Here is a 19,496-nt window from a genome sequence, read left to right on the forward strand (position 1 = left end):
CTTTTAAGATGAACCTCCAAAATTCTTTTGTTATACTGTAACGTTACTTATTTTTGTTTCGTATTTAAAATTAGATGCAATTTAGATATTTTAACATATCTTTTAATTTAAATATTTAGTAACGTAAAAAATATTATTCAAAAACTGTTCCAAAATGGAAATGCCATCAAAATATAACCCCCAATCAGTAGAGAACCACTGGTATGATTATTGGATGAAAAAAAACTTTTTTCATTCTACCCCAGACACTAGAGAACCTTATACAATTGTAATACCTCCACCAAATGTTACAGGAGTGCTTCATATGGGGCATATGCTTAATAATACCATACAAGATGTTTTGGTAAGAAGAGCAAGGTTAATGGGGAAAAATGCTTGTTGGGTGCCTGGTACAGACCATGCCTCTATTGCTACAGAAGCTAAAGTTGTAGCAAAATTAAAAGAACAAGGAATAAATAAAACCGACCTAAGTAGAGAAGATTTTTTAATACATGCATGGAACTGGACAGAGGAGTATGGAGGAGTAATCCTTGAGCAACTAAAAAAACTTGGTTGTTCTTGTGATTGGGAACGTACTAAATTTACTATGGATGACGATATGTCTGCCTCTGTAATAAAAGTTTTTGTAGACTTATTTAATAAAGGTAAAATTTACAAAGGAAACCGTATGGTAAATTGGGATCCTGAAGCTAAAACTACCCTTTCTGATGAAGAAGTAATCTATGAAGAAAAGCAAGGTTTATTATATTATTTATCATACGCTATTGAAGGGTCAGACGAAAAAGTTACAATTGCTACCACAAGGCCAGAAACTATTTTAGGAGATAGTGCTATCTGTATAAATCCAAATGATGAGCGTTTTACGCATTTAAAAGGTAAGAAAGTAATAGTTCCTTTGTGCGATAGAGTTATTCCTATAATTGAAGACAATTATGTAGATATGGAGTTTGGTACTGGTTGTTTAAAAGTTACACCAGCACATGATATTAATGATAAGGCATTAGGAGAGAAGCATAATTTAGAAATAATCGATATTTTTAATGAAGATGCCTCTTTAAATAGTTTTGGGTTACACTATGAAGGTAAAGACCGTTTTGTAGTACGTAAAGAGATATCTAAAGAACTAGAAGAGAAAGGTTTTTTAATTAAAACAGAACAACATATTAATAAAGTAGGAACTTCTGAAAGAACAAAAGCGGTTATAGAACCTAGACTTTCGGATCAGTGGTTTCTTAAAATGGAAGAGCTTGCTAAGCCAGCTTTAGATGCTGTTTTAAAAACTAACGATGTAAAATTATTTCCTAAAAAGTTTGAAAATACTTATCGTCATTGGATGGAAAATATTCGTGATTGGAATATTTCTAGACAATTATGGTGGGGGCAGCAAATACCAGCTTTTTATTTTGGTGATGGACAAGATGAATTTGTAGTTGCAGAAACCATTGAAGAAGCTTTAGAGTTAGCCAAAATTAAATCAGGTAACTCTAATTTAAGTCAGGAAGACCTAAATCAAGATCCAGATGTGTTAGATACTTGGTTTTCTTCTTGGTTATGGCCAATAAGTGTTTTTGGCGGAATTTTAGAACCAGAAAATGAAGAGATTCAATACTATTATCCAACAAACGATTTAGTAACTGGGCCAGATATTTTATTTTTCTGGGTAGCACGTATGATTGTTTCTGGATATGAATATAGAGATACTAGGCCTTTTGAGAATGTTTATTTTACAGGATTGGTAAGAGATAAGCAACGCCGTAAAATGTCTAAGTCATTAGGAAATTCTCCAGATGCTTTAAAATTAATTCAAGATTATGGAGCAGATGGGGTTCGTGTAGGTCTGTTACTAAGTGCTGCTGCTGGTAATGATTTAATGTTTGATGAAGCACTTTGCCAACAAGGAAAGAATTTTGCAAATAAAATCTGGAATGGCTTTAGATTAGTAAAAGGGTGGGAGGTAAAAGATTTACCACAGCCTGAAGCATCTAAACTTGGAATTGAATGGTATACTGCTAAGTTTAATGAAACCTTAGTAGAGATAGAAGACCATTTTAGTAAATACAGAATTTCAGATGCATTAATGGCAATTTATAAATTAGTTTGGGACGATTATAGCTCATGGTTATTAGAAATAATTAAACCTGCCTATCAAAAACCAATAGATAAAACTACTTTTAATGCTGTAATTAATTTGTTGGAACAAAATCTAAAATTATTACACCCATTTATGCCTTTCTTAACAGAGGAGGTATGGCAGCATATTACAAAAAGAACGTCAGAGGAGGCACTTATGGTGTCTAAGTGGCCAGTTTCTAAGGAGAAAAATAAAGATATAATTTCGGAATTTAATTTTGCATCGGATGTTATTTCGGGCATAAGAACTATTCGTAAAGAAAAGAATATTCCTATGAAAGAGGCTCTTTCATTATCCGTTTTAAATACCGAGAAAAATAACGATACATGGGACTCTATTATTCGTAAGTTAACTAATGTAGAATCTATAACCTATGTAGATACTGCTGTAGAAGGAGCATTAACATTTAGAGTAAAAAGTAATGAATACTTTATTCCAATGGAGGGAGCTATAGATGTTGAAGCCGAAATTTTGAAGATAGAAGAAGAATTAAAGTATACAAAAGGATTCTTAATTTCAGTTCAAAAGAAACTTTCTAATGAGCGTTTTGTAAATAATGCTCCAGAAAAAGTTATTACAATTGAAAGGCAAAAACAGAGTGATGCAGAGGCTAAAATTGAAACCTTAGAAAAAAGTTTAGCAAGTTTAAAATAATTATATAATAGATAATAAGATGAAAATAATTGGAATAGGTAAAAATTATGTAAATAATTTAAGTGAAATGCCAAAAGGAGAAGTTGTTCCTTTGATTTTCACAAAACCAGACAGCTCATTACTAGAAAATGATGAGGATTTAGAGTTGCCTACATTCTCTGATGATGTTTGGTATGAGGTAGAACTTGCCTTTAGAATTGGTAAAAAGTGTAAAAATGCAACAACAGAAAATGCTTTAAGTTTTGTTGATGCTGTAGCTTTAGCAAATGATTTAACTGCAAAAGATGTTCTAACAAAAAGTAGAGTACCAAATAAAGGCCCTTGGGCTTTAGCAAAGGGTTTTGATGGGGCTACACCAATATCTTCTTTTTTGCCTATTTCAGATTTTTCAGATGTTAAGAATATAAATTTCTCTATGACTGTAAATGGCGAAGAAACGCAAAAAGGTAATAGTAGTTTAATGATTACTACTTTAGAGGAGTTAATAATATATGTATCAGGAATAATGACACTAAACCCTGGAGATGTTTTATTATCAGGAACACCTGCAACTGGCGCTAATAAAGTAAACTCTGGAGATCATATGGTTGGTTTTCTAGAAGGGAAACAAATGTTTAGTACAAAGGTGAAATAAAGAGTGCATTTCTTTAAGATAAAAAGAGCCAAGTATTTTACTTGGCTCTTTTTATTTAAGTTCTTTTTCAACTAATAGAATATACTCCCTCATAGCATCTTCTACAGAGTATTTTTTCGCTTGTATTAATGCATTAGCTTTAAAAGCATTAATTAAAGGGGTTTTACTTCCTGGAGAGCTATGATTTTTATTAGCAATTCTGTAGTAGGCATATAGTTTTAATAAAATATCTGGGGGAATAGGATCATTATAACTATTAATATAATCTACAGTTTTAAGGTAATTATTATATAGTTTTTTGTTTTTCATTTGTGTCTACAAAACTAGCAATACATGTTTTAGCTCCTTTAACTTTTTGGTTTAGCTTAACTGTAATAGCACAGTCTAAAGGTAAGAATAAGTCTACCCTTGAGCCAAATTTAATAAACCCAGCATCATCACCTTGTTGTACACTATCTCCTTTCTCAGCATAATTTACAATTCGCCTTGCTAGAGCTCCAGCAATTTGTCTGTATAAAATATCGCCAAATTTAGGGGTGTTTATAACTACGGTGGTGCGTTCGTTTTCTTCACTAGCTTTAGGATGCCATGCTACTAAATATTTGCCTGGGTGGTATTTAGAAAATTTAATACTTCCGCTTGCTGCATACCTAGTAACGTGAACATTTAAAGGAGACATGAAAATAGAAACTTGTTTTCTTTTTCCTTTAAAGTATTCATTTTCTTCTACTTCTTCAATTACTACTACTTTACCATCTACGGGGGCTAAAATTTCATCAAAACTTTTTACAGCAACCCTTTTTGGGTTTCTAAAAAATTGGAGAATTAATATAAGTATTGCAATAGCAACAATTTGTATTCCCCAACGTAACCAAAGAGGAGTAACATAAAATTGTGCTGAAAGAATAAGTATACTAACAATAAAAAAAGTTGTTAGTATTATGGTTTGGCCCTCTTTATGAAACATAATTGAATATATATAAAATTAAATAGGCAAACGGTGCCGCAAATATTAAACTGTCTAATCTATCTAACATACCGCCATGACCAGGAAGTATTGCACCACTATCTTTAACACCAGCAACCCTTTTTAATTTAGATTCTATTAAATCTCCAAGGCTACCAGTAATTACAATTATAGTAGATAAAATAATCCATTGCATTGGGCTAATTAGTGTTTCAAATTCACTAATAATGTACGCTGCTATTAGTGCAAATATAAAGCCTCCAACGGAACCTTCTATAGTTTTTTTTGGAGAAACTGAAGAATAAAGTTTTGTTTTTCCTAAACTACGACCTACGAGATAGGCAAAAGTGTCATTTACCCATATTAAAATAAAAATTCCCATGATTAGAATTTTTGCAAATTCATTTTCTTGGTAAGGTATCATGGTTAAAAATATACACCCGCCACCTACATAAAATAGACCAATAACAAACTTTTTTGAGGTGTTAAATGGTTTGCTTTTTTTTGAAAATAAGAAATATAAAAGAGCAAAATCTACTACTAAAGTTATGCTTAGTAAAAGGTTAATAAGAATTTTATCGTGAATAAAATATATAAACAACCACCATAGCGCTAAATAGGCCATAAATATATAGTAGCCTTTAAGCTGAACTAATTTTTTATATTCATACAGACAAGCTAGGCCAAAGGCCATAAACAAAAAATCAAAAGCATCTGAATTTAAAAAAACGGCAGACAGTAGTAATATAATGTATACGGCTCCTGTTAATGCCCTTCTTAAAATTTCTTTCATACTATAAATCTTCCAAAAATAGCAGGTATAAATTTTTTGTTGTACTACCGTATGTTAAAAAATCATCTGCATTTTCTTTTGTAGCATGAAAGTGTTTTAGAGTAGTAATGTTTGCAGGAATACTATGTCCGTATTTTTTCTTTATTGTTTTTAAGCCTTCGCCAATATTTTCAACTAACTGGCTCGTAGTAGCAAACACGATAACATTGTCAGGAAGTTCATTTAATTTTTTTTCATTTAGTTGATTGGAGCAAACTAAAATAGAACCGTTTTGAGCTATTAAGTGTTCACAGGTGGTAAAAAAGACTTCACTATCATTTGCTTGTGCTGTAAATTTTACACCCTCCTTAGAAAATTTAGTTTTTAGCTGTTTGTTCATCACAAAAAATGGAGAGTTTTCCCAATTATTTTCTTGAACAATACTTTTTAATGCTAAAGATATTTCATTAAAAGAGTCACAATACAAAAATTTACCGCCATTTTTTTTAAAATGGATGGTAAATTTTTCATCTACAGGTAGATTTAAATCTGGCATATGGACCCCTCTGGTTTCCGCAGTTTCTTTGGAAATTTTCTTTTTGCCACCGCCAAAAAGGATATCAAATAGCCCCATTTAATTTTTTAAACTTCTGTTTTTATTACTTCGTAGTATACTTGGACAACGAATATATTTAATATTTATTATTTATTCGTGTCTTCTTGCGTGTTATTAACTGTAGTATCTTCAATAATGGTACTTTCTAGTTTTTTATCTTCATCGGTAAATAACCTTTCTCCAAATATTTTTTCTAAATCCTCTTTGAAAATAACTTCTTTCTCTAAAAGACGTTCTGCTAATACTGTAAGCTTATCTTTATGTTCTGTTAAAACTTCTATGGCTCTTTGGTATTGCTCTTCAATAATTTTAGAAATTTCTTCGTCTATTTTCCTTGCAGTTTCTTCGCTGTAAGGTTTGGAGAAACCATAAGAATCTTGTCCTGAAGAATCATAATACGTTAAGTTTCCAATTTCATCATTAAGTCCGTATACAGTAACCATAGCTCTTGCTTGTTTGGTAACTTTTTCTAAATCACTTAATGCGCCTGTAGATATTTTATTAAAAATCACTTTTTCTGCTGCTCTACCACCTAAAGTAGCACACATTTCATCTAGCATTTGCTCAGGGCGTACTATTAACCTTTCTTCTGGTAGATACCAAGCAGCTCCTAGAGATTGCCCTCTTGGAACTATAGTTACTTTTACTAATGGAGCAGCATGTTCTAACATCCAACTAGTAGTTGCATGTCCAGCTTCGTGGTATGCTATTGTTTTCTTTTCTCCAGGAGTAATTATTTTATTCTTTTTCTCAAGACCACCAACAATTCTATCCACTGCATCTAAGAAATCTTGTTTGTCTACTGCTTTCTTTTCGTTTCTAGCAGCAATTAATGCCGCTTCATTACAAACATTAGCAATATCTGCTCCAGAGAATCCAGGAGTTTGTCTTGCTAAGAATTCTAAATCTAAAGTTTCTAATGTTTTAATTGGTCTTAAGTGAACTTCAAAAATTTCTTTACGTTCTCTAATGTCTGGGAGGTCTACATAAATTTGTCTATCAAATCTACCAGCTCTCATTAAGGCTTTGTCTAATACATCTGCCCTGTTAGTTGCTGCAAGTACAATAACATTAGTATTAGTGCCAAAACCATCCATTTCTGTTAAAAGTTGGTTTAAGGTATTCTCACGCTCGTCATTAGATCCTGTGAAATTATTTTTTCCTCTTGCTCTACCAATAGCATCAATTTCGTCAATAAATATTATAGCAGGTGATTTGTCTTTGGCTTGTTTAAATAGGTCTCTAACTCTAGATGCTCCTACACCAACAAACATTTCTACAAAATCTGAACCAGAAAGAGAGAAGAAAGGAACTTTAGCTTCCCCAGCAACTGCTTTAGCTAATAATGTTTTACCAGTACCTGGAGGGCCTACTAATAATGCACCTTTTGGAATTTTACCACCTAATGAGGTGTATTTGTCTGGGTTTCTTAAAAATTCTACAATCTCTTCAACTTCTTCTTTTGCACCTTCTAAGCCTGCAACGTCTTTAAAAGAAGTTCTTGTGTCTGTTTTTTCATCAAAAAGTTTTGCTTTAGATTTTCCAATATTAAATATTTGGCCACCAGCACCGCCGCCGCCGCCGCCAGACATTCTACGCATTAAGTATATCCAAATGCCAATAATTATTACAAATGGTAATAGGGATATTAAAATATCAGCAAAAAAGTTAGATTCTTTTCCAAATTCTACAACTGTATCTAAATTATTTTCCTTTTTTATTGCTGTAATTTCATTTTGGAAAATTGCTAAATCTCCATAATCCAAAGTGTATTGTGCTACAGAACCAGAAGAAGGTATTATAGGTTTAGAAACAATGTCTTTATGTACCTCTTTTTCTAAAGCTTCATTGGTAAGAAAAACCTTTGCTTGGTTTGTGTTGGTAATGATTAATATTTTATCTACATCGCCATTACGTAAATAATCCTGTAATTCTGATGTTGTAGTTTTTTTAGCACTTGAAAAATTTTCACTACTAAAATATTGAAAACCTATTAGTAGAACAGCTATTATGCCATAAATCCACCAAGAATTAAATTTAGGTTTTTTTGAATTTGTATTGTTGTCTTTTGCCATTCTTTTATTAATTATTTATGCTAGTTTCTATGGTAGAAAATTTTGCGTCACCCCATAGACCTTCTATGTCGTAAAATTCGCGTACTTGTTTTTGAAAAACATGTACTACTACATTTACATAATCCATTAAAACCCACTCTGCGTTATCCTCGCCTTCTACATGCCAAGGTTTATCTTTAATTGCTTTGCTAACTGTTTTTTGGATAGAGCCGACTATTGCTTTTACGTGTGTATTAGATGTACCGTTACAGATTATAAAATAGTCGCATACTGTATTTTCAATTTCTCTTAAATCAAGTAAGTTTATATCAACTCCTTTTACTTCTTCAATTCCTTGTAAAATTAATGCAATTAACTCATCTGGACTAACTTTCCCTTTCTGCATTCAAAATTTTTAGTTTATACAAAGTTATTATTTTTTTGTTCTTTTACCTCTAGTTTTTAACAATACATTATAAGTTTGTCAAAAAGAATATCAATGGAGATAATCAAACTTAATGCCACGAGCTCTACAAATGTGTATTTGAAAGACTTAATGTTATCTTCTTCTGTTAATGATTTTACAGTTGTTACAGCAAAAAAGCAAACATTTGGTAGAGGGCAAATGGGAACTTCTTGGAACTCTGAAGATGGTAAAAACCTGACTTTTAGTGTTTTAAAAAAGTTTGATAATTTTCCTATCGTTAATCAATTTTTATTAAGCATTTGTGTTTCTTTATCTATCTATGAGACGTTACATAAATTAAAAGTCCCTAATTTAACTATAAAGTGGCCAAACGACATTCTGTCAGGTACTTCAAAAATTTGTGGAATACTTATAGAAAATTCACTTTCTGGAAGTAAAATACAAACTTCAATAATTGGAATAGGGTTAAATGTTAACCAAATAGTTTTTAATAACTTATTAAACGTGTCCTCTTTAAAATTGTTGTTGGGTAAAAGTATTAATTTAGAAGAGTTATTACAATTAATACTTAAAGATTTAAAGGAACACTTATTTTCTTTTTTAAATAAAGATATACAAGGGCTGCGTTCTGTTTATGAAAGTAAGATGTTTAGGCGTAATAAACCATCTACTTTTGAAGATAATAATGGTAATATTATAATGGGTTTTATTAGGGGAATTTCCCCACAGGGAAAGCTCCTTGTGGAGTTAGAAGATTCTATTCTAAAAGAATATGGATTAAAAGAATTGAAGCTTAAGTACTAAATTTTTGTAAGATTTTCAGATAGTGTCCCCATAAAGTTTGTAATAGGAGATTTTATCATCATAGCCATCATAGCATTAAATTCTCCTAAAAAACTTAAAACTACTTCGCTTTCATTTGTATTTACAGCAGTAATGTCTGCTGTTAAAGTAAAGGGTAATTTTTCACTAGCAGCTCCTAGTACTAATTTGCTATAAGGTGTTTGCGATTTTCTTTCTAATACAATTTCTGGCATTCCTTTTAAAGCAAATAGGAACCTATCTTCAGATAATACTTCAAACTTTGCTATATTATCGGGCATTAATTGCTCAAAATTTTCAAGATTAGTTAAAAATTCAAAGGTTGCTTTATCTCCTTTTGCAATTTTCTTTTTTGGGGTTTCTAAAAACATAACTTTATTATTGGTTCCATTGGGATGGGCTTTTACGCCACTCCATTAATGTGTTTAATTGCTCTTCTTTTATATATCCTGTATTAGAAGCTTGCTCCATTAAATGCGCATAGTCTCCTAATGTATTAAGTGCTACATTTTTTTCTTCAAAATTCTTTTCGGCTACATCAAAGCCATAAGTAAAAACAGCTACCATGCCTTTTACATTAGCATTTTGTTCCCTTAAGGCGTCTACGGCTTTTAAACTACTCATTCCTGTGCTAATTAAATCTTCAATAACTACTACAGTTTGGTTTGCTTCTAAATAACCTTCTATTTGATTTTTTCTTCCGTGAGATTTTGGTTCTGGACGAACATAAACAAAAGGTAATCCTAAATAGTCTGCTACTAAAGCTCCCATTCCAATAGCTCCCGTAGCAACGCCAGCAATAACATCTGGCTTACCGTAAAGTTTGTCTACTTGTTTTGCTATTTCTTCTTTAATATAGTTGCGTATTGTAGGATAAGAGAGTATAATTCTGTTATCACAATATATTGGAGATTTCCATCCAGAAGCCCATGTAAAAGGATTTTCTGGTTTCAACTTTATTGCATTAATTTGCAATAGTAGTTCTGCTGTTTTTTTAGCTGTATCTTTATCTAAAACCATAACGCAAATGTATAAAGTTTTTGTGAATGAATTGCCTCTTATTTTAACAAATAAAATGCCAGAGACAAGTAGTAGTAATGTTTTTTTATTAAACGACGAAGATGCTATAGACGAAGCAATTAACGCGTTAAATAAGAAAAAGTTTTTTAAAGCCTACATATATCATCCTGTTGCAGAGGAGATATTAATAAAATTTACAGAAAAAATTCCTTTAGTTGCTGCAGCAGGTGGTGTAGTAACTAATGACAAAGGAAAAGTACTTTTTATTTATAGAAATGATAAGTGGGATTTACCTAAAGGGAAATTAGACCCAGGAGAAACTATAGAAGAATGTGCTATACGTGAAGTGGAAGAGGAAACAGGTGTGAGAGGTTTAGAAATTCAGAATTTTTTAAAAACAACCTACCATATTTTTAAAAGACATAATATTTATAAGCTAAAGGAAGTGCATTGGTTTGCTATGAAAACCAGTTTTGATGGCGAGTTAAAAGGGCAAAAAAGTGAAGGTATTGAAAAAGTAAAATGGAGAGGTCCTAAAAAAATTAAAGAGCTTTTGCGAAATTCTTATGTGAATATTAAAATACTTTTTGATGAATAAGAAGTGTTAATCTTCTTTTAGAACTCTGTAAACTGGATAGCTTAAGTGTTCTTTTTCATAATATTTAGATTTTTTGTATAACCAGTTTAGTTGCTTTTCCCAATTAGTGGCGAAAGTAGAATCGGTTATTTTTTTTAAATTAAACTCTTTCAGTAAAACTGAATCTTTTTCTAATATTTTTATAGCAGTATCTTCAAAAATATAAGGAGAAAAATGTTCTTTTTGTTGAAGAATAGTGTCAAAGAAATTCCAGTTAAAAAAAGAATCTACACAGGCTGGCTCAAGTGTTTCTATTATATATCTAATACCAGTTTGGTTTGTGGGTATTATGTAATCTCCTTTATGTAACGCTGTTTTGTTAAAATATTTTTCTACGGTTGTATTATAGTGGTTATAATGCCCTTCATAGGAATATGTATTTGTTTCAAAACTTTTTATCCTATAGTTTTCTAAATTAACAACAGTATCCTTTTCTACTAGGGAATATTCTATATTGTTTAGGGATAAAAGGTCTACAATTTTGATCCATTCTTTTTTAATAATGTAAGCTTTGGGTACGGTTATAGAATCTGTTGCTTTATAATAATTTTGATATTTTACTTCTTTTGTAAAAGGTTTTGTTCTATCGTATTTTAATCTAGGTAGGCCTGTTATTTCGCTAATAAGGGTATCAGCTTTAAAACCTTTAAAATTTAGTTTTGTATTTTTCAAAGTATCTATTTCCCATCCAATAGGATAATGTTTTAAGGTGCTTATGTTTTTTACAGCTTCTTTTCTTATTTCTTTTATTTTCTTATAGTTTTTCTCACTTATAGTTATCATAGATTGTAATAAGCTATACGTGCCTAAAACCCTTTTCTTGTATGATTTTAACATATGTGTTTCTACCATTAAACCTAGGGTATTCCATAATGTAGTGTATCCTGTAGAGTATCTGGGGTTATCCATAAACTGAGAAAAACCAATTTCTGGAGCCTGGTTATATACATTTACAAAGGGGGTTATATCCCAATTCTTTTTTTCTAACTCAGTTTCTAAATTTGGCATAAGTTCTTTGTGTAAATAGTTGCCTAGTTTTCCGCCAAGTTTATTGTGTTGGGTAAATAAATGTGTAAGTGTATATTGGTAATCAGCACCATTGCTTACATGATTGTCTATAAAAATATCGGGTTTTACAAGATGAAAAATTTGAGAAAAGGTTTTAGAGTTTTTAGTGTCCGATTTAATAAAGTCTCTATTTAAATCATAATTTAACGCATTTCCCCTAAACCCATAAGATTCAGGCCCGTTTTGATTGGCTCTTGAATTAGAATTTCTGTTTAAAGCACCACCAATATTATAAATTGGGATAGTGGTGAGAATAGTGTTTTTTGGTGTTTTTGTTTCTTTATTTGCTAGGTCTCTAAATAGTAACATTGTGGCATCTATACCGTCTGGTTCTCCTGGGTGAATACCATTGTTTACTAGTATTGTAATTTTTTTAGGGTCTATTTTCTTAAAATTAAATTCGCCCTCAGGATTAAAAGTTACCAAATGTAATGGGTGTCCACTATCTGTTTCTCCAATGGTTTGTACATTAATGGAAGAATACTCTTTAGCTAATTTTAAGTAAAATGAAATGACTTCGTCATAAGTTGCGGTTTGCTGTCCAGAAGATTTTTCAAAAGGGGTGGAAAATTCTGCTTTTTTTTCTTCCTCAGTAGTTTCACAAGAAAATAGTAAAACTAAACTTAGTATGCTTAATAAGATTCTCATTATCATTTATTTAAAATACGATTACAAGTAAAATGTACTGTATTTTATTATGACAAAAATAGGTAAAATCTTATAGTTATGCTTTAAGCTACTTTTGTAATTTGCTCCATTTCTTCTTTTTTAATTGGTTTATTATTAAAAGTGATTAAATGGTGTGTTTGTTCTTTGTAATGGTTCCAATTGTTACGGTCAAAATCATCTATAGAGGAAGTAACTATATTAATACGAACAGTTTCTTTTATTGGAAGCTTAATAAATTCTTCAAGAAATTGCCACCCATCCATTATTGGCATATTTATGTCAAGAAAAATTACTTGCGGTAATGGAGTATTGTTATTTAACATGTCTATAATTGCATCTATAGCAGCTTTCCCATTTACAAATTTGTAAAGTTGTTCATATTCCGTAACCAACCCTAGCATTTTTTGTATGCCAAATACGGTTATTGGGTCATCGTCTATTATACAGATAGAATTAATCTTTTTCATTGAAAAATATGTTAAATGTGGTTCCTACTCCAACTTCACTAGTAACAGTTACTTTACCATTCATAGCTTCAATTTGATTTTTTGTAATGTATAACCCAATCCCTCTAGAATCTTTATGATTGTGAAAAGTTTTATACATACCAAACAATTTAGAGCCATATTTTTTTAAGTCAATACCTAACCCATTATCCGAAATACTAACAACAGAGTAATTATTTTCTTTCTTATAGCTAATTTTTATAATAGGATCTTTGTCTGGGTTTTTGTATTTTACACCGTTAGTAATAAAGTTCATTAATATGCTATCTATATATGCAGGAATTACTTTTATTTTAGCATTTATAGGAATTTTATTTACTATTGTTGCTTTGTTTTGAACGATATAGGCAGATAAGTTTTGCTTAACATCTTCTATTTTACTATTTAGTTTAATAGGTTTTTTTTCTATGTTAATGTTAGTGCTAATAGCAACTACTTCATTAAGGTTGTCTAAGGTTTCTAATAAATTATCAGAAGCATTCTTAAGCATATTTAAGATGTTTTCTTTTTCTGTTTCTTCTTTTTCATTTGCTAAGAAATCTAGAAGCATGGAGAAATTGGCGGTATGAGATCTTAAATTGTGTGAAACAATATGTGCAAAATTTATTAATTTTTTATTCTGTAATGAAGTAACATTTATTAGGTGCCTTAATTCTTCTTCTTTTTGTTTTAAATGCGTAATATCTGTACTTATACCTACAATACCATACGCTTCTCCTTTGTCATTAGTAAGGGGTATTTTAGACACAAGAAACGTTGTGGCATTGCCATCTTTTTTTATGCTAACAGTTTCTTTGTTTAAAATTGGGCGAAGTGATTTTATGACACTCACATCATCTTTTATATTCTCTACAGCAACTTCTTTAGTAAAAAAATCGTAATCATTTTTGCCTAATAATTCACTTGGACCACTTACGCCCATATATTCGCATTCAGATTTGTTTACTAAAATTTTTCTAGACTCTCTGTCTTTAATATATACATTTAAAGGTAAGTTGTCTATTAATGTTTTTAATAAATGCTCGTTCTCTTTTACTTTATTATCGCCTTCTACTTGGTCAGATATATCTTGAAAAGTTCCTATTAAACCAATTAGCTCATTATTTTTAAATATTGGTTGTCCAGATGCTATTACCCATTTTTCTACCCCGTTAGCAGAAACTATCTGTGATTTTTCGCTCCAAGGTTTTTTGTTTATCATTGCATTATGAAATGCCATGGAAATAGTATTTCTACTAATTCCATCTTTATAAAAATTTATTGCTGTATCTACATTAGGAATAAAGTCTAAAGGTACCTCATGTATGGTTTTTGTAATGTCGCACCAATTTAATTTGTTGGTTTTTATATTATAATCCCAAGTACCAATTTTAGTAATTTCAGATTTTTCTAAAAGTAGGGCTTCTAATTTTTCTATCTGTATTTCATTTATTACTCTGGAGGTTATATTTTCTGCTTGTATAATAACACCAACAATATTTTCATCACTATCATACCAAGGTATATTAGACCATTCAAACCATTGAGTATTGCTATTAGGATCTTTAAATTCTATATCAAAAAGTTCACTTGGTTGCCCTTTTAAACATTTATCAAGAATTAATCTCCATTCTTCATTTTTTTCACCATCTTTAAAGAGGCTAAAAATTGATTTTCCAAAAACGTTTTTAGTTTCAAAATTAAATTCTTTGATCCATTGGTTAGAGGCATGGATTACTTCGAACTTACTATTAATAAATGCAGTAGCTTTTGGCAGCTGCTTTATTAAATAATTATTAGCAAGTTTTAAGTCCTTCTTAAGCATGTTGTCGTATTTTCCTACTAATGTAGTTGTATCATGCCATATAAATAAAGGTTTGTTGTGAACTCGCAAAAAGACGTTGTGTTTTAATCAATTCCTATAGGTAAAGATAATAAATTTTATTAAATGAAAGTATTTTCTTACTAAATATTATACATATTGAAAATGAAAACCTCATGAAAAACAAGGTTTTCATTTGTATTGTAAGAATAGTCTTATTTGTGAATTTTTTTAGTTGGCTTTTACTGTATCTGGAACTAATAAAGAATAGTTTCCGCCATTACGAATTACGTCTCTTACAATTGAAGAGCTTATGTAAGATTTTCCGGAAGATGTAAGAAGAAAAACGGTTTCAATTTCAGAAAGATGTCTATTGGTATGTGCTATAGCTTTCTCGAACTCAAAATCTGCTGGATTACGTAATCCTCTTAAAATAAAGTTTGCCTCTACTTTTTTGCAGTAGTCAACTGTTAAGCCTTTATAGGTGTTTACTTTTATTTTGGGTTCATTTTTAAATGCCTCAGAAATAAAACGTATTCTTTCTTCAAGGCTAAACATGTATTTTTTATCTGCATTTATTCCAATTGCAATTATTAATTCATCAAAAAGAGGTAGTCCTCTAGTAATAATATCATGGTGCCCCAAGGTAAGCGGGTCAAAAGACCCAGGGAATATTGCTCGTCTCATGTTAGTAAAGTTACATGTTTTATTTTAAAGTTTCTTCTATGGCACTTTTAAATAGCTCGGCTAAAGATATTCCAGCTTTTTGTGCTTGTTGTGGTAAAATACTTTCTGTGGTTAAGCCTGGGGTGGTATTCATTTCTAGCATATATGGCTCATCGCCAATAAAAATAAATTCACTTCTAGAGTATCCAGTCATCTTTAAAATATCATATGCTTTTTTTGCAGCTGTAGTAACATTTTTAAGTTGGGTGTCATTTATTCTAGCAGGAGTTATCTCGGTAGATTTACCTTCGTATTTTGCTTGGTAATCAAAAAAATCATTTTCAGTTACAATCTCTGTAATTGGCAAAACTATAGTTTCTCCCTTATATTTTATAACTCCCACAGAAACCTCTGTGCCGTCTAAAAAACTTTCTATTAATATTTCATCATCTTCTTTATAGGCATTTTTTATAGCTGCTTGTAAATCTTCTTTTTTATGCACTTTAGAAATACCAAAGCTGCTACCCGCTTTATTAGCTTTTACAAAGCAAGGAAGTTTTACCTTATTAATTATGGCATCTTCATCAATTACATCTCCTAAATTTAAATAATAAGATTCTGCAGATTTAATTCCGTAGGCTTTTAAAACACTTAGTAAATCTCTTTTATTAAAGGTTAAAGAAGATTGGTAATAGTCGCAAGAAGTTTGCGGAATGTTTAGTAACTTAAAATAAGCTTGCATAAGACCATCTTCTCCTGGAGAGCCGTGTATGGCATTAAAAACACAGTCAAAAGTAATGTGTTGGTTTTCTATAGTAATAGAAAAATCATCTTTATTTATAGGGTATTCTTTATTATTTGAATCTACATATACCCACTTGTTTTTAAATATATGTACGCGGTAAGCGTCAAAAAGGGTACTGTCTAAATAGTTGTAAACTACATTACCACTGGTTAATGATATTTTGTACTCACTAGAGTAACCTCCCATAATTATGGCTACTTTTTTCTTCATACTATAACTTTACTATTTCTTAAAAATAAATAACAAGGTATCAAAGTAAAGAAAAAAGCAATCCGTTTCCTATATTTGTCGGGTCAATTATACTCCATGAGAAATTTATTTAATTTTTTAAGAAGCAAATCTTTTTTAATTCAAATAGGATTGGCTTTAGTAGTTTCAATAGTTTTAATATTTGTAATGTTAAATTGGTTAAATAGTACCACCAATCATGGTGAGTTTGTGGAGGTGCCAGATTTTTCTAAAATGTCTGTTATGGATATGCGCAAGGCAGTAGAAGAAGCAGATTTGCGTTATGAGGTTTTAGATTCGGCAAATTATAATCCAGATTACCCAAGGTTTTCTATTATTGAGCAAAATCCGCAAGCAGGTAATAAGGTAAAAGAAAATAGAAAAATATATTTTACAGTAAACCCATCTGGTTACAAAAAAGTAACCATTCCTAAAATTATACAGGTTACGCAAAGAAATGCTAAGTCTATGCTTAGGGCAGTAGGGTTAGATGTGCAGCGTGTAATTTATATAGATGAACTTGGTAAGGATATGGTGTATTCTATAAAGTATAAAGGAAAAGTAATTCATCCAGGAGATAAATTACCAAAAACTTCTAAAATAGAACTAATTTGTGGTAACGGAAAAATATCCGATAGAGCACAAATTAAAGCAGATTCAGAATAAAATATATGTTACCATTAGAAGAGGGGCCAGAGCCAAATGAAGAGGAGCTTTATGAACACCATAAAGTTGTAGCATCTAAGGGTCAAATACCTTTACGGGTAGATAAGTTCTTAATGAATTTTATTGAAAATGCTACACGTAATAAAATTCAGCAATCTGCAAAAGGAGGCCATATTTGGGTAAATGGTAAAGTAGTTAAGCAAAATTATAAAGTAAAAGCTGGTGATGAGGTAAAGGTACTTTTTGAACATCCGCCACATGAGTTTTTATTAGTACCAGAGAATATTCCTTTAGATATTGTTTATGAGGATGATGTACTCATGGTGGTAAATAAACCAGCAGGAATGGTAGTGCACCCAGGTCATGGAAATTATTCTGGCACTCTAATAAATGCACTTATTTATCATGTAGATAATTTACCAGCAAATAGTAATGAGCGCCCTGGTTTAGTACATAGGATAGATAAAGATACTTCTGGTCTTTTGGTTATAGCAAAGACAGAAGCTGCTATGACGCATTTATCTAAACAGTTTTTTAACAAAACTTCTGAAAGAGAATATGTTGCTTTAGTTTGGGGCAATATAGAAGAAGAGGAAGGTACTGTAGAAGGGCACGTAGGAAGGCATCCTAAGAACAGATTGCAAATGCATGTTTTTCCTGATGGAGAGCAAGGAAAAGAGGCAGTTACCCATTATAAAGTTATAGAACGTTTAGGCTATGTTACCTTGGTTTCTTGTAAATTAGAAACAGGAAGAACCCATCAAATAAGAGTGCATATGAAACATATAGGGCATACACTTTTTAATGATGAGCGTTACGGAGGCGAAAAAATATTAAAAGGAACCACCTTTACTAAATACAAACAATTTGTAGAAAATGCTTTTAAAATATTGCCAAGACAGGCATTACATGCAAAAACTTTAGGATTTGTACACCCAGTTACAGGAGAAAAAATGAATTTTGATTCTGAAATTCCAGAAGATATTGCAAATTGTATAGAAAAATGGAGGCAATACACCAAGCATAGTCAATAGTATAAGTTTCTTTATTACTGTTATTGATAAGTCTTTTTAAATGAGATTGTAAATCCAGTAAATCCTTTTTATTTTTATACTCTAATTGCAAGAAAATGAAAATTGTTATTTCTCCAGCAAAGTCTTTAGATTTTGATAGTAAATTACCAACAGAAAGGTTTACACAGCCAAAGTTTATAGAACAGGCAGTAAAGCTAAATACCATTTTGGCTAAGAAAAAGCCTAAAGATTTATCCGAATTAATGCATATTTCAGATAAATTGGCGCAATTAAATTGGCAAAGGAACCAAGATTTTACAGTTCCTTTTACAAAAGAAAATGCAAGACCTGCAGTTTATGCTTTTAGTGGCGATGTATACCAAGGGTTAGATGCTTATTCTTTAAAAGAAGATACGTTAGATGTACTTCAAAATTCTCTAAGAATATTGTCTGGACAATATGGTATTCTTAAACCACTAGATTTAATGCAAGCTTACCGTTTAGAAATGGGGACTAAGTTAAAAATAGGCCGTAAAGCTAATTTATATGAGTTTTGGAAAAAAGAACTTACCAACCACCTTAATTCCGAGCTAGAAGAAGGAGAACTTTTTGTGAATTTAGCAAGTAACGAGTATTTTTCTGCAATAGATACTAAAGTTTTAAAAGCTCCAGTAATAACCCCAATTTTTAAAGATTGGAAAAATGATAAACTTAAGATAATTAGTTTTTTTGCAAAAAAGGCAAGAGGTTCTATGGTTCGTTATATTGTAGACTCTAACGCTACTACTTTAGAAGATATAAAAGGTTTTAATTTAGACGATTACCAATTTAGTAAGGAGCATACTCTTAAAGAGAACGAGCCAGTTTTTATACGATAAAATATATTTTTTCTTCTGTCGTTTTCCTATGTATAGGATAAATTTATTAGTATGAAAAAGCAAATTGTATTTCTGGTTTTAGTTTTTATAGCAATAGTAGGTTGTACAGATAGGGATGATAATGTATCAAAAGTAAATCTTAGAATTAAAAATACAAGTACTGTAAATTTTGATGAGGTTACAGTTGTGTCTAGTGAAAATGTGTATAGTAATATTGCTGTAGATGCCTATTCAGATTATTTAGAGTTTGATGAATTATATTCTTACGCCTATGTGCAAATTTTAGCAGATGGGGAGACCTACACTTTACAACCCATAGATTTTGTTGGTGAAACACCTTTGGCAGTAGGATTTTACACCTATGAATTGGGTATTGATCAAACAGGAAACGTAGTTTTAGTCTTAAAAACGGATTAACAAATTTTCAGTAAAAAATACTTTAAATTTTATTTTTCACTAAAA

Annotated in this window: 21 protein-coding genes; 8 read left to right on the forward strand and 13 right to left on the reverse strand. The window is 30.9% G+C overall.

Features of this window, described 5'->3' with window-relative positions; translation table 11 throughout:
- The first annotated feature begins 154 nt into the window (after positions 1-154).
- Both CLV91_RS15825 and CLV91_RS15830 read left to right on the forward strand, forming a co-directional pair.
- The gene (locus CLV91_RS15825; RefSeq protein WP_121069206.1) at positions 155-2,785 is read left to right on the forward strand and encodes a valine--tRNA ligase; all 2,631 of its coding nucleotides are present in this window, start codon (positions 155-157) and stop codon (positions 2,783-2,785) included.
- A gap of 19 nt (positions 2,786-2,804) precedes the next feature.
- Positions 2,805-3,419: a fumarylacetoacetate hydrolase family protein gene (locus CLV91_RS15830; protein ID WP_121069207.1), complete on the forward strand. Its 615-nt coding sequence runs from the start codon at positions 2,805-2,807 to the stop codon at positions 3,417-3,419.
- 51 nt (positions 3,420-3,470) lie between these two features.
- On the opposite strand, the gene CLV91_RS15835 is transcribed toward CLV91_RS15830, so the two are convergent.
- The 6 genes from CLV91_RS15835 to rsfS all read right to left on the reverse strand — a co-directional run bounded on the left by CLV91_RS15835 (position 3,471) and on the right by rsfS (position 8,234).
- Complete coding sequence (locus tag CLV91_RS15835) at positions 3,471-3,728, reverse strand: acyl-CoA-binding protein (protein WP_121069208.1); 258 nt, start codon at positions 3,726-3,728, stop codon at positions 3,471-3,473.
- Positions 3,706-4,386: a phosphatidylserine decarboxylase family protein gene (locus CLV91_RS15840; RefSeq protein WP_121069209.1), complete on the reverse strand. Its 681-nt coding sequence runs from the start codon at positions 4,384-4,386 to the stop codon at positions 3,706-3,708. The genes CLV91_RS15835 and CLV91_RS15840 overlap by 23 nt, the downstream gene beginning before the upstream one ends.
- Complete coding sequence (locus CLV91_RS15845) at positions 4,376-5,179, reverse strand: phosphatidate cytidylyltransferase (RefSeq protein WP_121069210.1); 804 nt, start codon at positions 5,177-5,179, stop codon at positions 4,376-4,378. The genes CLV91_RS15840 and CLV91_RS15845 overlap by 11 nt, the downstream gene beginning before the upstream one ends.
- Position 5,180: 1 nt before the next feature.
- Positions 5,181-5,792, reverse strand: coding sequence for an LUD domain-containing protein (locus tag CLV91_RS15850; RefSeq protein WP_121069211.1), 612 nt, complete (start codon positions 5,790-5,792; stop codon positions 5,181-5,183).
- A 68-nt stretch (positions 5,793-5,860) separates the two neighbouring features.
- On the reverse strand, positions 5,861-7,849 hold the full coding sequence (gene ftsH / locus CLV91_RS15855; RefSeq protein WP_121069212.1) for an ATP-dependent zinc metalloprotease FtsH: 1,989 nt from the start codon (positions 7,847-7,849) through the stop codon (positions 5,861-5,863).
- 7 nt (positions 7,850-7,856) lie between these two features.
- On the reverse strand, positions 7,857-8,234 hold the full coding sequence (gene rsfS, locus CLV91_RS15860) for a ribosome silencing factor (protein WP_121069213.1): 378 nt from the start codon (positions 8,232-8,234) through the stop codon (positions 7,857-7,859).
- Positions 8,235-8,327: 93 nt separating this feature from the next.
- Here rsfS and CLV91_RS15865 point away from each other — a divergent pair, with 93 nt between their 5' ends.
- On the forward strand, positions 8,328-9,059 hold the full coding sequence (locus tag CLV91_RS15865) for a biotin--[acetyl-CoA-carboxylase] ligase (RefSeq protein WP_121069214.1): 732 nt from the start codon (positions 8,328-8,330) through the stop codon (positions 9,057-9,059).
- Here the strand turns inward: CLV91_RS15865 and CLV91_RS15870 are convergent.
- Together CLV91_RS15870 and pyrE are read right to left on the reverse strand one after the other, a co-directional pair.
- Positions 9,056-9,448, reverse strand: coding sequence for an SRPBCC family protein (locus CLV91_RS15870; RefSeq protein ID WP_121069215.1), 393 nt, complete (start codon positions 9,446-9,448; stop codon positions 9,056-9,058). The genes CLV91_RS15865 and CLV91_RS15870 overlap by 4 nt on opposite strands.
- Before the next feature lie 7 nt (positions 9,449-9,455).
- Positions 9,456-10,097 carry an orotate phosphoribosyltransferase gene (pyrE, locus tag CLV91_RS15875; RefSeq protein ID WP_121069216.1) on the reverse strand — a complete coding sequence of 214 codons (642 nt, stop codon included), beginning with the start codon at positions 10,095-10,097 and terminating at the stop codon, positions 9,456-9,458.
- A gap of 7 nt (positions 10,098-10,104) precedes the next feature.
- Here pyrE and CLV91_RS15880 point away from each other — a divergent pair, with 7 nt between their 5' ends.
- Complete coding sequence (locus CLV91_RS15880) at positions 10,105-10,695, forward strand: NUDIX hydrolase (RefSeq protein WP_121069217.1); 591 nt, start codon at positions 10,105-10,107, stop codon at positions 10,693-10,695.
- A gap of 6 nt (positions 10,696-10,701) precedes the next feature.
- Here the strand turns inward: CLV91_RS15880 and CLV91_RS15885 are convergent, their stop codons facing one another.
- From CLV91_RS15885 to CLV91_RS15905, 5 genes are all read right to left on the reverse strand, one after another.
- Positions 10,702-12,450 carry a M14 family metallopeptidase gene (locus CLV91_RS15885; RefSeq protein WP_121069218.1) on the reverse strand — a complete coding sequence of 583 codons (1,749 nt, stop codon included), beginning with the start codon at positions 12,448-12,450 and terminating at the stop codon, positions 10,702-10,704.
- 83 nt (positions 12,451-12,533) lie between these two features.
- Positions 12,534-12,938, reverse strand: a complete 405-nt coding sequence (locus CLV91_RS15890; protein ID WP_121069219.1) for a response regulator — start codon at positions 12,936-12,938, stop codon at positions 12,534-12,536.
- A complete protein-coding gene (locus CLV91_RS15895) occupies positions 12,925-14,781 on the reverse strand; it encodes a PAS domain-containing protein (protein WP_121069220.1) in 1,857 nt (618 codons plus the stop codon). The genes CLV91_RS15890 and CLV91_RS15895 overlap by 14 nt, the downstream gene beginning before the upstream one ends.
- Before the next feature lie 228 nt (positions 14,782-15,009).
- Entirely contained in the window at positions 15,010-15,465 is a 456-nt protein-coding gene (gene coaD / locus CLV91_RS15900) for a pantetheine-phosphate adenylyltransferase (protein WP_121069221.1), read from the reverse strand.
- Positions 15,466-15,484: 19 nt separating this feature from the next.
- Entirely contained in the window at positions 15,485-16,459 is a 975-nt protein-coding gene (locus CLV91_RS15905; protein ID WP_121069222.1) for a D-alanine--D-alanine ligase, read from the reverse strand.
- 96 nt (positions 16,460-16,555) lie between these two features.
- Between CLV91_RS15905 and CLV91_RS15910 the strand changes: the two genes are divergently transcribed.
- The 4 genes from CLV91_RS15910 to CLV91_RS15925 all read left to right on the forward strand — a co-directional run bounded on the left by CLV91_RS15910 (position 16,556) and on the right by CLV91_RS15925 (position 19,451).
- Positions 16,556-17,143 (forward strand): PASTA domain-containing protein, encoded by a 588-nt coding sequence (locus CLV91_RS15910; RefSeq protein WP_121069223.1) that lies wholly within the window; start codon positions 16,556-16,558, stop codon positions 17,141-17,143.
- A gap of 5 nt (positions 17,144-17,148) precedes the next feature.
- On the forward strand, positions 17,149-18,177 hold the full coding sequence (locus CLV91_RS15915; RefSeq protein ID WP_121069224.1) for an RluA family pseudouridine synthase: 1,029 nt from the start codon (positions 17,149-17,151) through the stop codon (positions 18,175-18,177).
- 95 nt (positions 18,178-18,272) lie between these two features.
- Entirely contained in the window at positions 18,273-19,034 is a 762-nt protein-coding gene (gene yaaA, locus CLV91_RS15920) for a peroxide stress protein YaaA (RefSeq protein WP_121069225.1), read from the forward strand.
- A gap of 51 nt (positions 19,035-19,085) precedes the next feature.
- Positions 19,086-19,451, forward strand: coding sequence for a hypothetical protein (locus CLV91_RS15925; RefSeq protein WP_121069226.1), 366 nt, complete (start codon positions 19,086-19,088; stop codon positions 19,449-19,451).
- The last annotated feature ends 45 nt before the right edge of the window (positions 19,452-19,496 follow it).

This window comes from Maribacter vaceletii, assembly GCF_003634105.1.
GTDB classification, from domain to species: Bacteria; Bacteroidota; Bacteroidia; order Flavobacteriales; family Flavobacteriaceae; genus Maribacter_B; species Maribacter_B vaceletii.

Bases quoted from the DNA above. Each gene is read 5' to 3' on its own strand.
- CLV91_RS15825 (WP_121069206.1), top strand. From the start codon at position 155: ATGGAAATGCCATCAAAATATAACCCCCAATCAGTAGAGAACCACTGG.
- CLV91_RS15830 (WP_121069207.1), top strand. From the start codon at position 2,805: ATGAAAATAATTGGAATAGGTAAAAATTATGTAAATAATTTAAGTGAA.
- CLV91_RS15835 (WP_121069208.1), bottom strand. From the start codon at position 3,728: ATGAAAAACAAAAAACTATATAATAATTACCTTAAAACTGTAGATTAT.
- CLV91_RS15840 (WP_121069209.1), bottom strand. From the start codon at position 4,386: ATGTTTCATAAAGAGGGCCAAACCATAATACTAACAACTTTTTTTATT.
- CLV91_RS15845 (WP_121069210.1), bottom strand. From the start codon at position 5,179: ATGAAAGAAATTTTAAGAAGGGCATTAACAGGAGCCGTATACATTATA.
- CLV91_RS15850 (WP_121069211.1), bottom strand. From the start codon at position 5,792: ATGGGGCTATTTGATATCCTTTTTGGCGGTGGCAAAAAGAAAATTTCC.
- ftsH (WP_121069212.1), bottom strand. From the start codon at position 7,849: ATGGCAAAAGACAACAATACAAATTCAAAAAAACCTAAATTTAATTCT.
- rsfS (WP_121069213.1), bottom strand. From the start codon at position 8,234: ATGCAGAAAGGGAAAGTTAGTCCAGATGAGTTAATTGCATTAATTTTA.
- CLV91_RS15865 (WP_121069214.1), top strand. From the start codon at position 8,328: ATGGAGATAATCAAACTTAATGCCACGAGCTCTACAAATGTGTATTTG.
- CLV91_RS15870 (WP_121069215.1), bottom strand. From the start codon at position 9,448: ATGTTTTTAGAAACCCCAAAAAAGAAAATTGCAAAAGGAGATAAAGCA.
- pyrE (WP_121069216.1), bottom strand. From the start codon at position 10,097: ATGGTTTTAGATAAAGATACAGCTAAAAAAACAGCAGAACTACTATTG.
- CLV91_RS15880 (WP_121069217.1), top strand. From the start codon at position 10,105: ATGTATAAAGTTTTTGTGAATGAATTGCCTCTTATTTTAACAAATAAA.
- CLV91_RS15885 (WP_121069218.1), bottom strand. From the start codon at position 12,450: ATGAGAATCTTATTAAGCATACTAAGTTTAGTTTTACTATTTTCTTGT.
- CLV91_RS15890 (WP_121069219.1), bottom strand. From the start codon at position 12,938: ATGAAAAAGATTAATTCTATCTGTATAATAGACGATGACCCAATAACC.
- CLV91_RS15895 (WP_121069220.1), bottom strand. From the start codon at position 14,781: ATGCTTAAGAAGGACTTAAAACTTGCTAATAATTATTTAATAAAGCAG.
- coaD (WP_121069221.1), bottom strand. From the start codon at position 15,465: ATGAGACGAGCAATATTCCCTGGGTCTTTTGACCCGCTTACCTTGGGG.
- CLV91_RS15905 (WP_121069222.1), bottom strand. From the start codon at position 16,459: ATGAAGAAAAAAGTAGCCATAATTATGGGAGGTTACTCTAGTGAGTAC.
- CLV91_RS15910 (WP_121069223.1), top strand. From the start codon at position 16,556: ATGAGAAATTTATTTAATTTTTTAAGAAGCAAATCTTTTTTAATTCAA.
- CLV91_RS15915 (WP_121069224.1), top strand. From the start codon at position 17,149: ATGTTACCATTAGAAGAGGGGCCAGAGCCAAATGAAGAGGAGCTTTAT.
- yaaA (WP_121069225.1), top strand. From the start codon at position 18,273: ATGAAAATTGTTATTTCTCCAGCAAAGTCTTTAGATTTTGATAGTAAA.
- CLV91_RS15925 (WP_121069226.1), top strand. From the start codon at position 19,086: ATGAAAAAGCAAATTGTATTTCTGGTTTTAGTTTTTATAGCAATAGTA.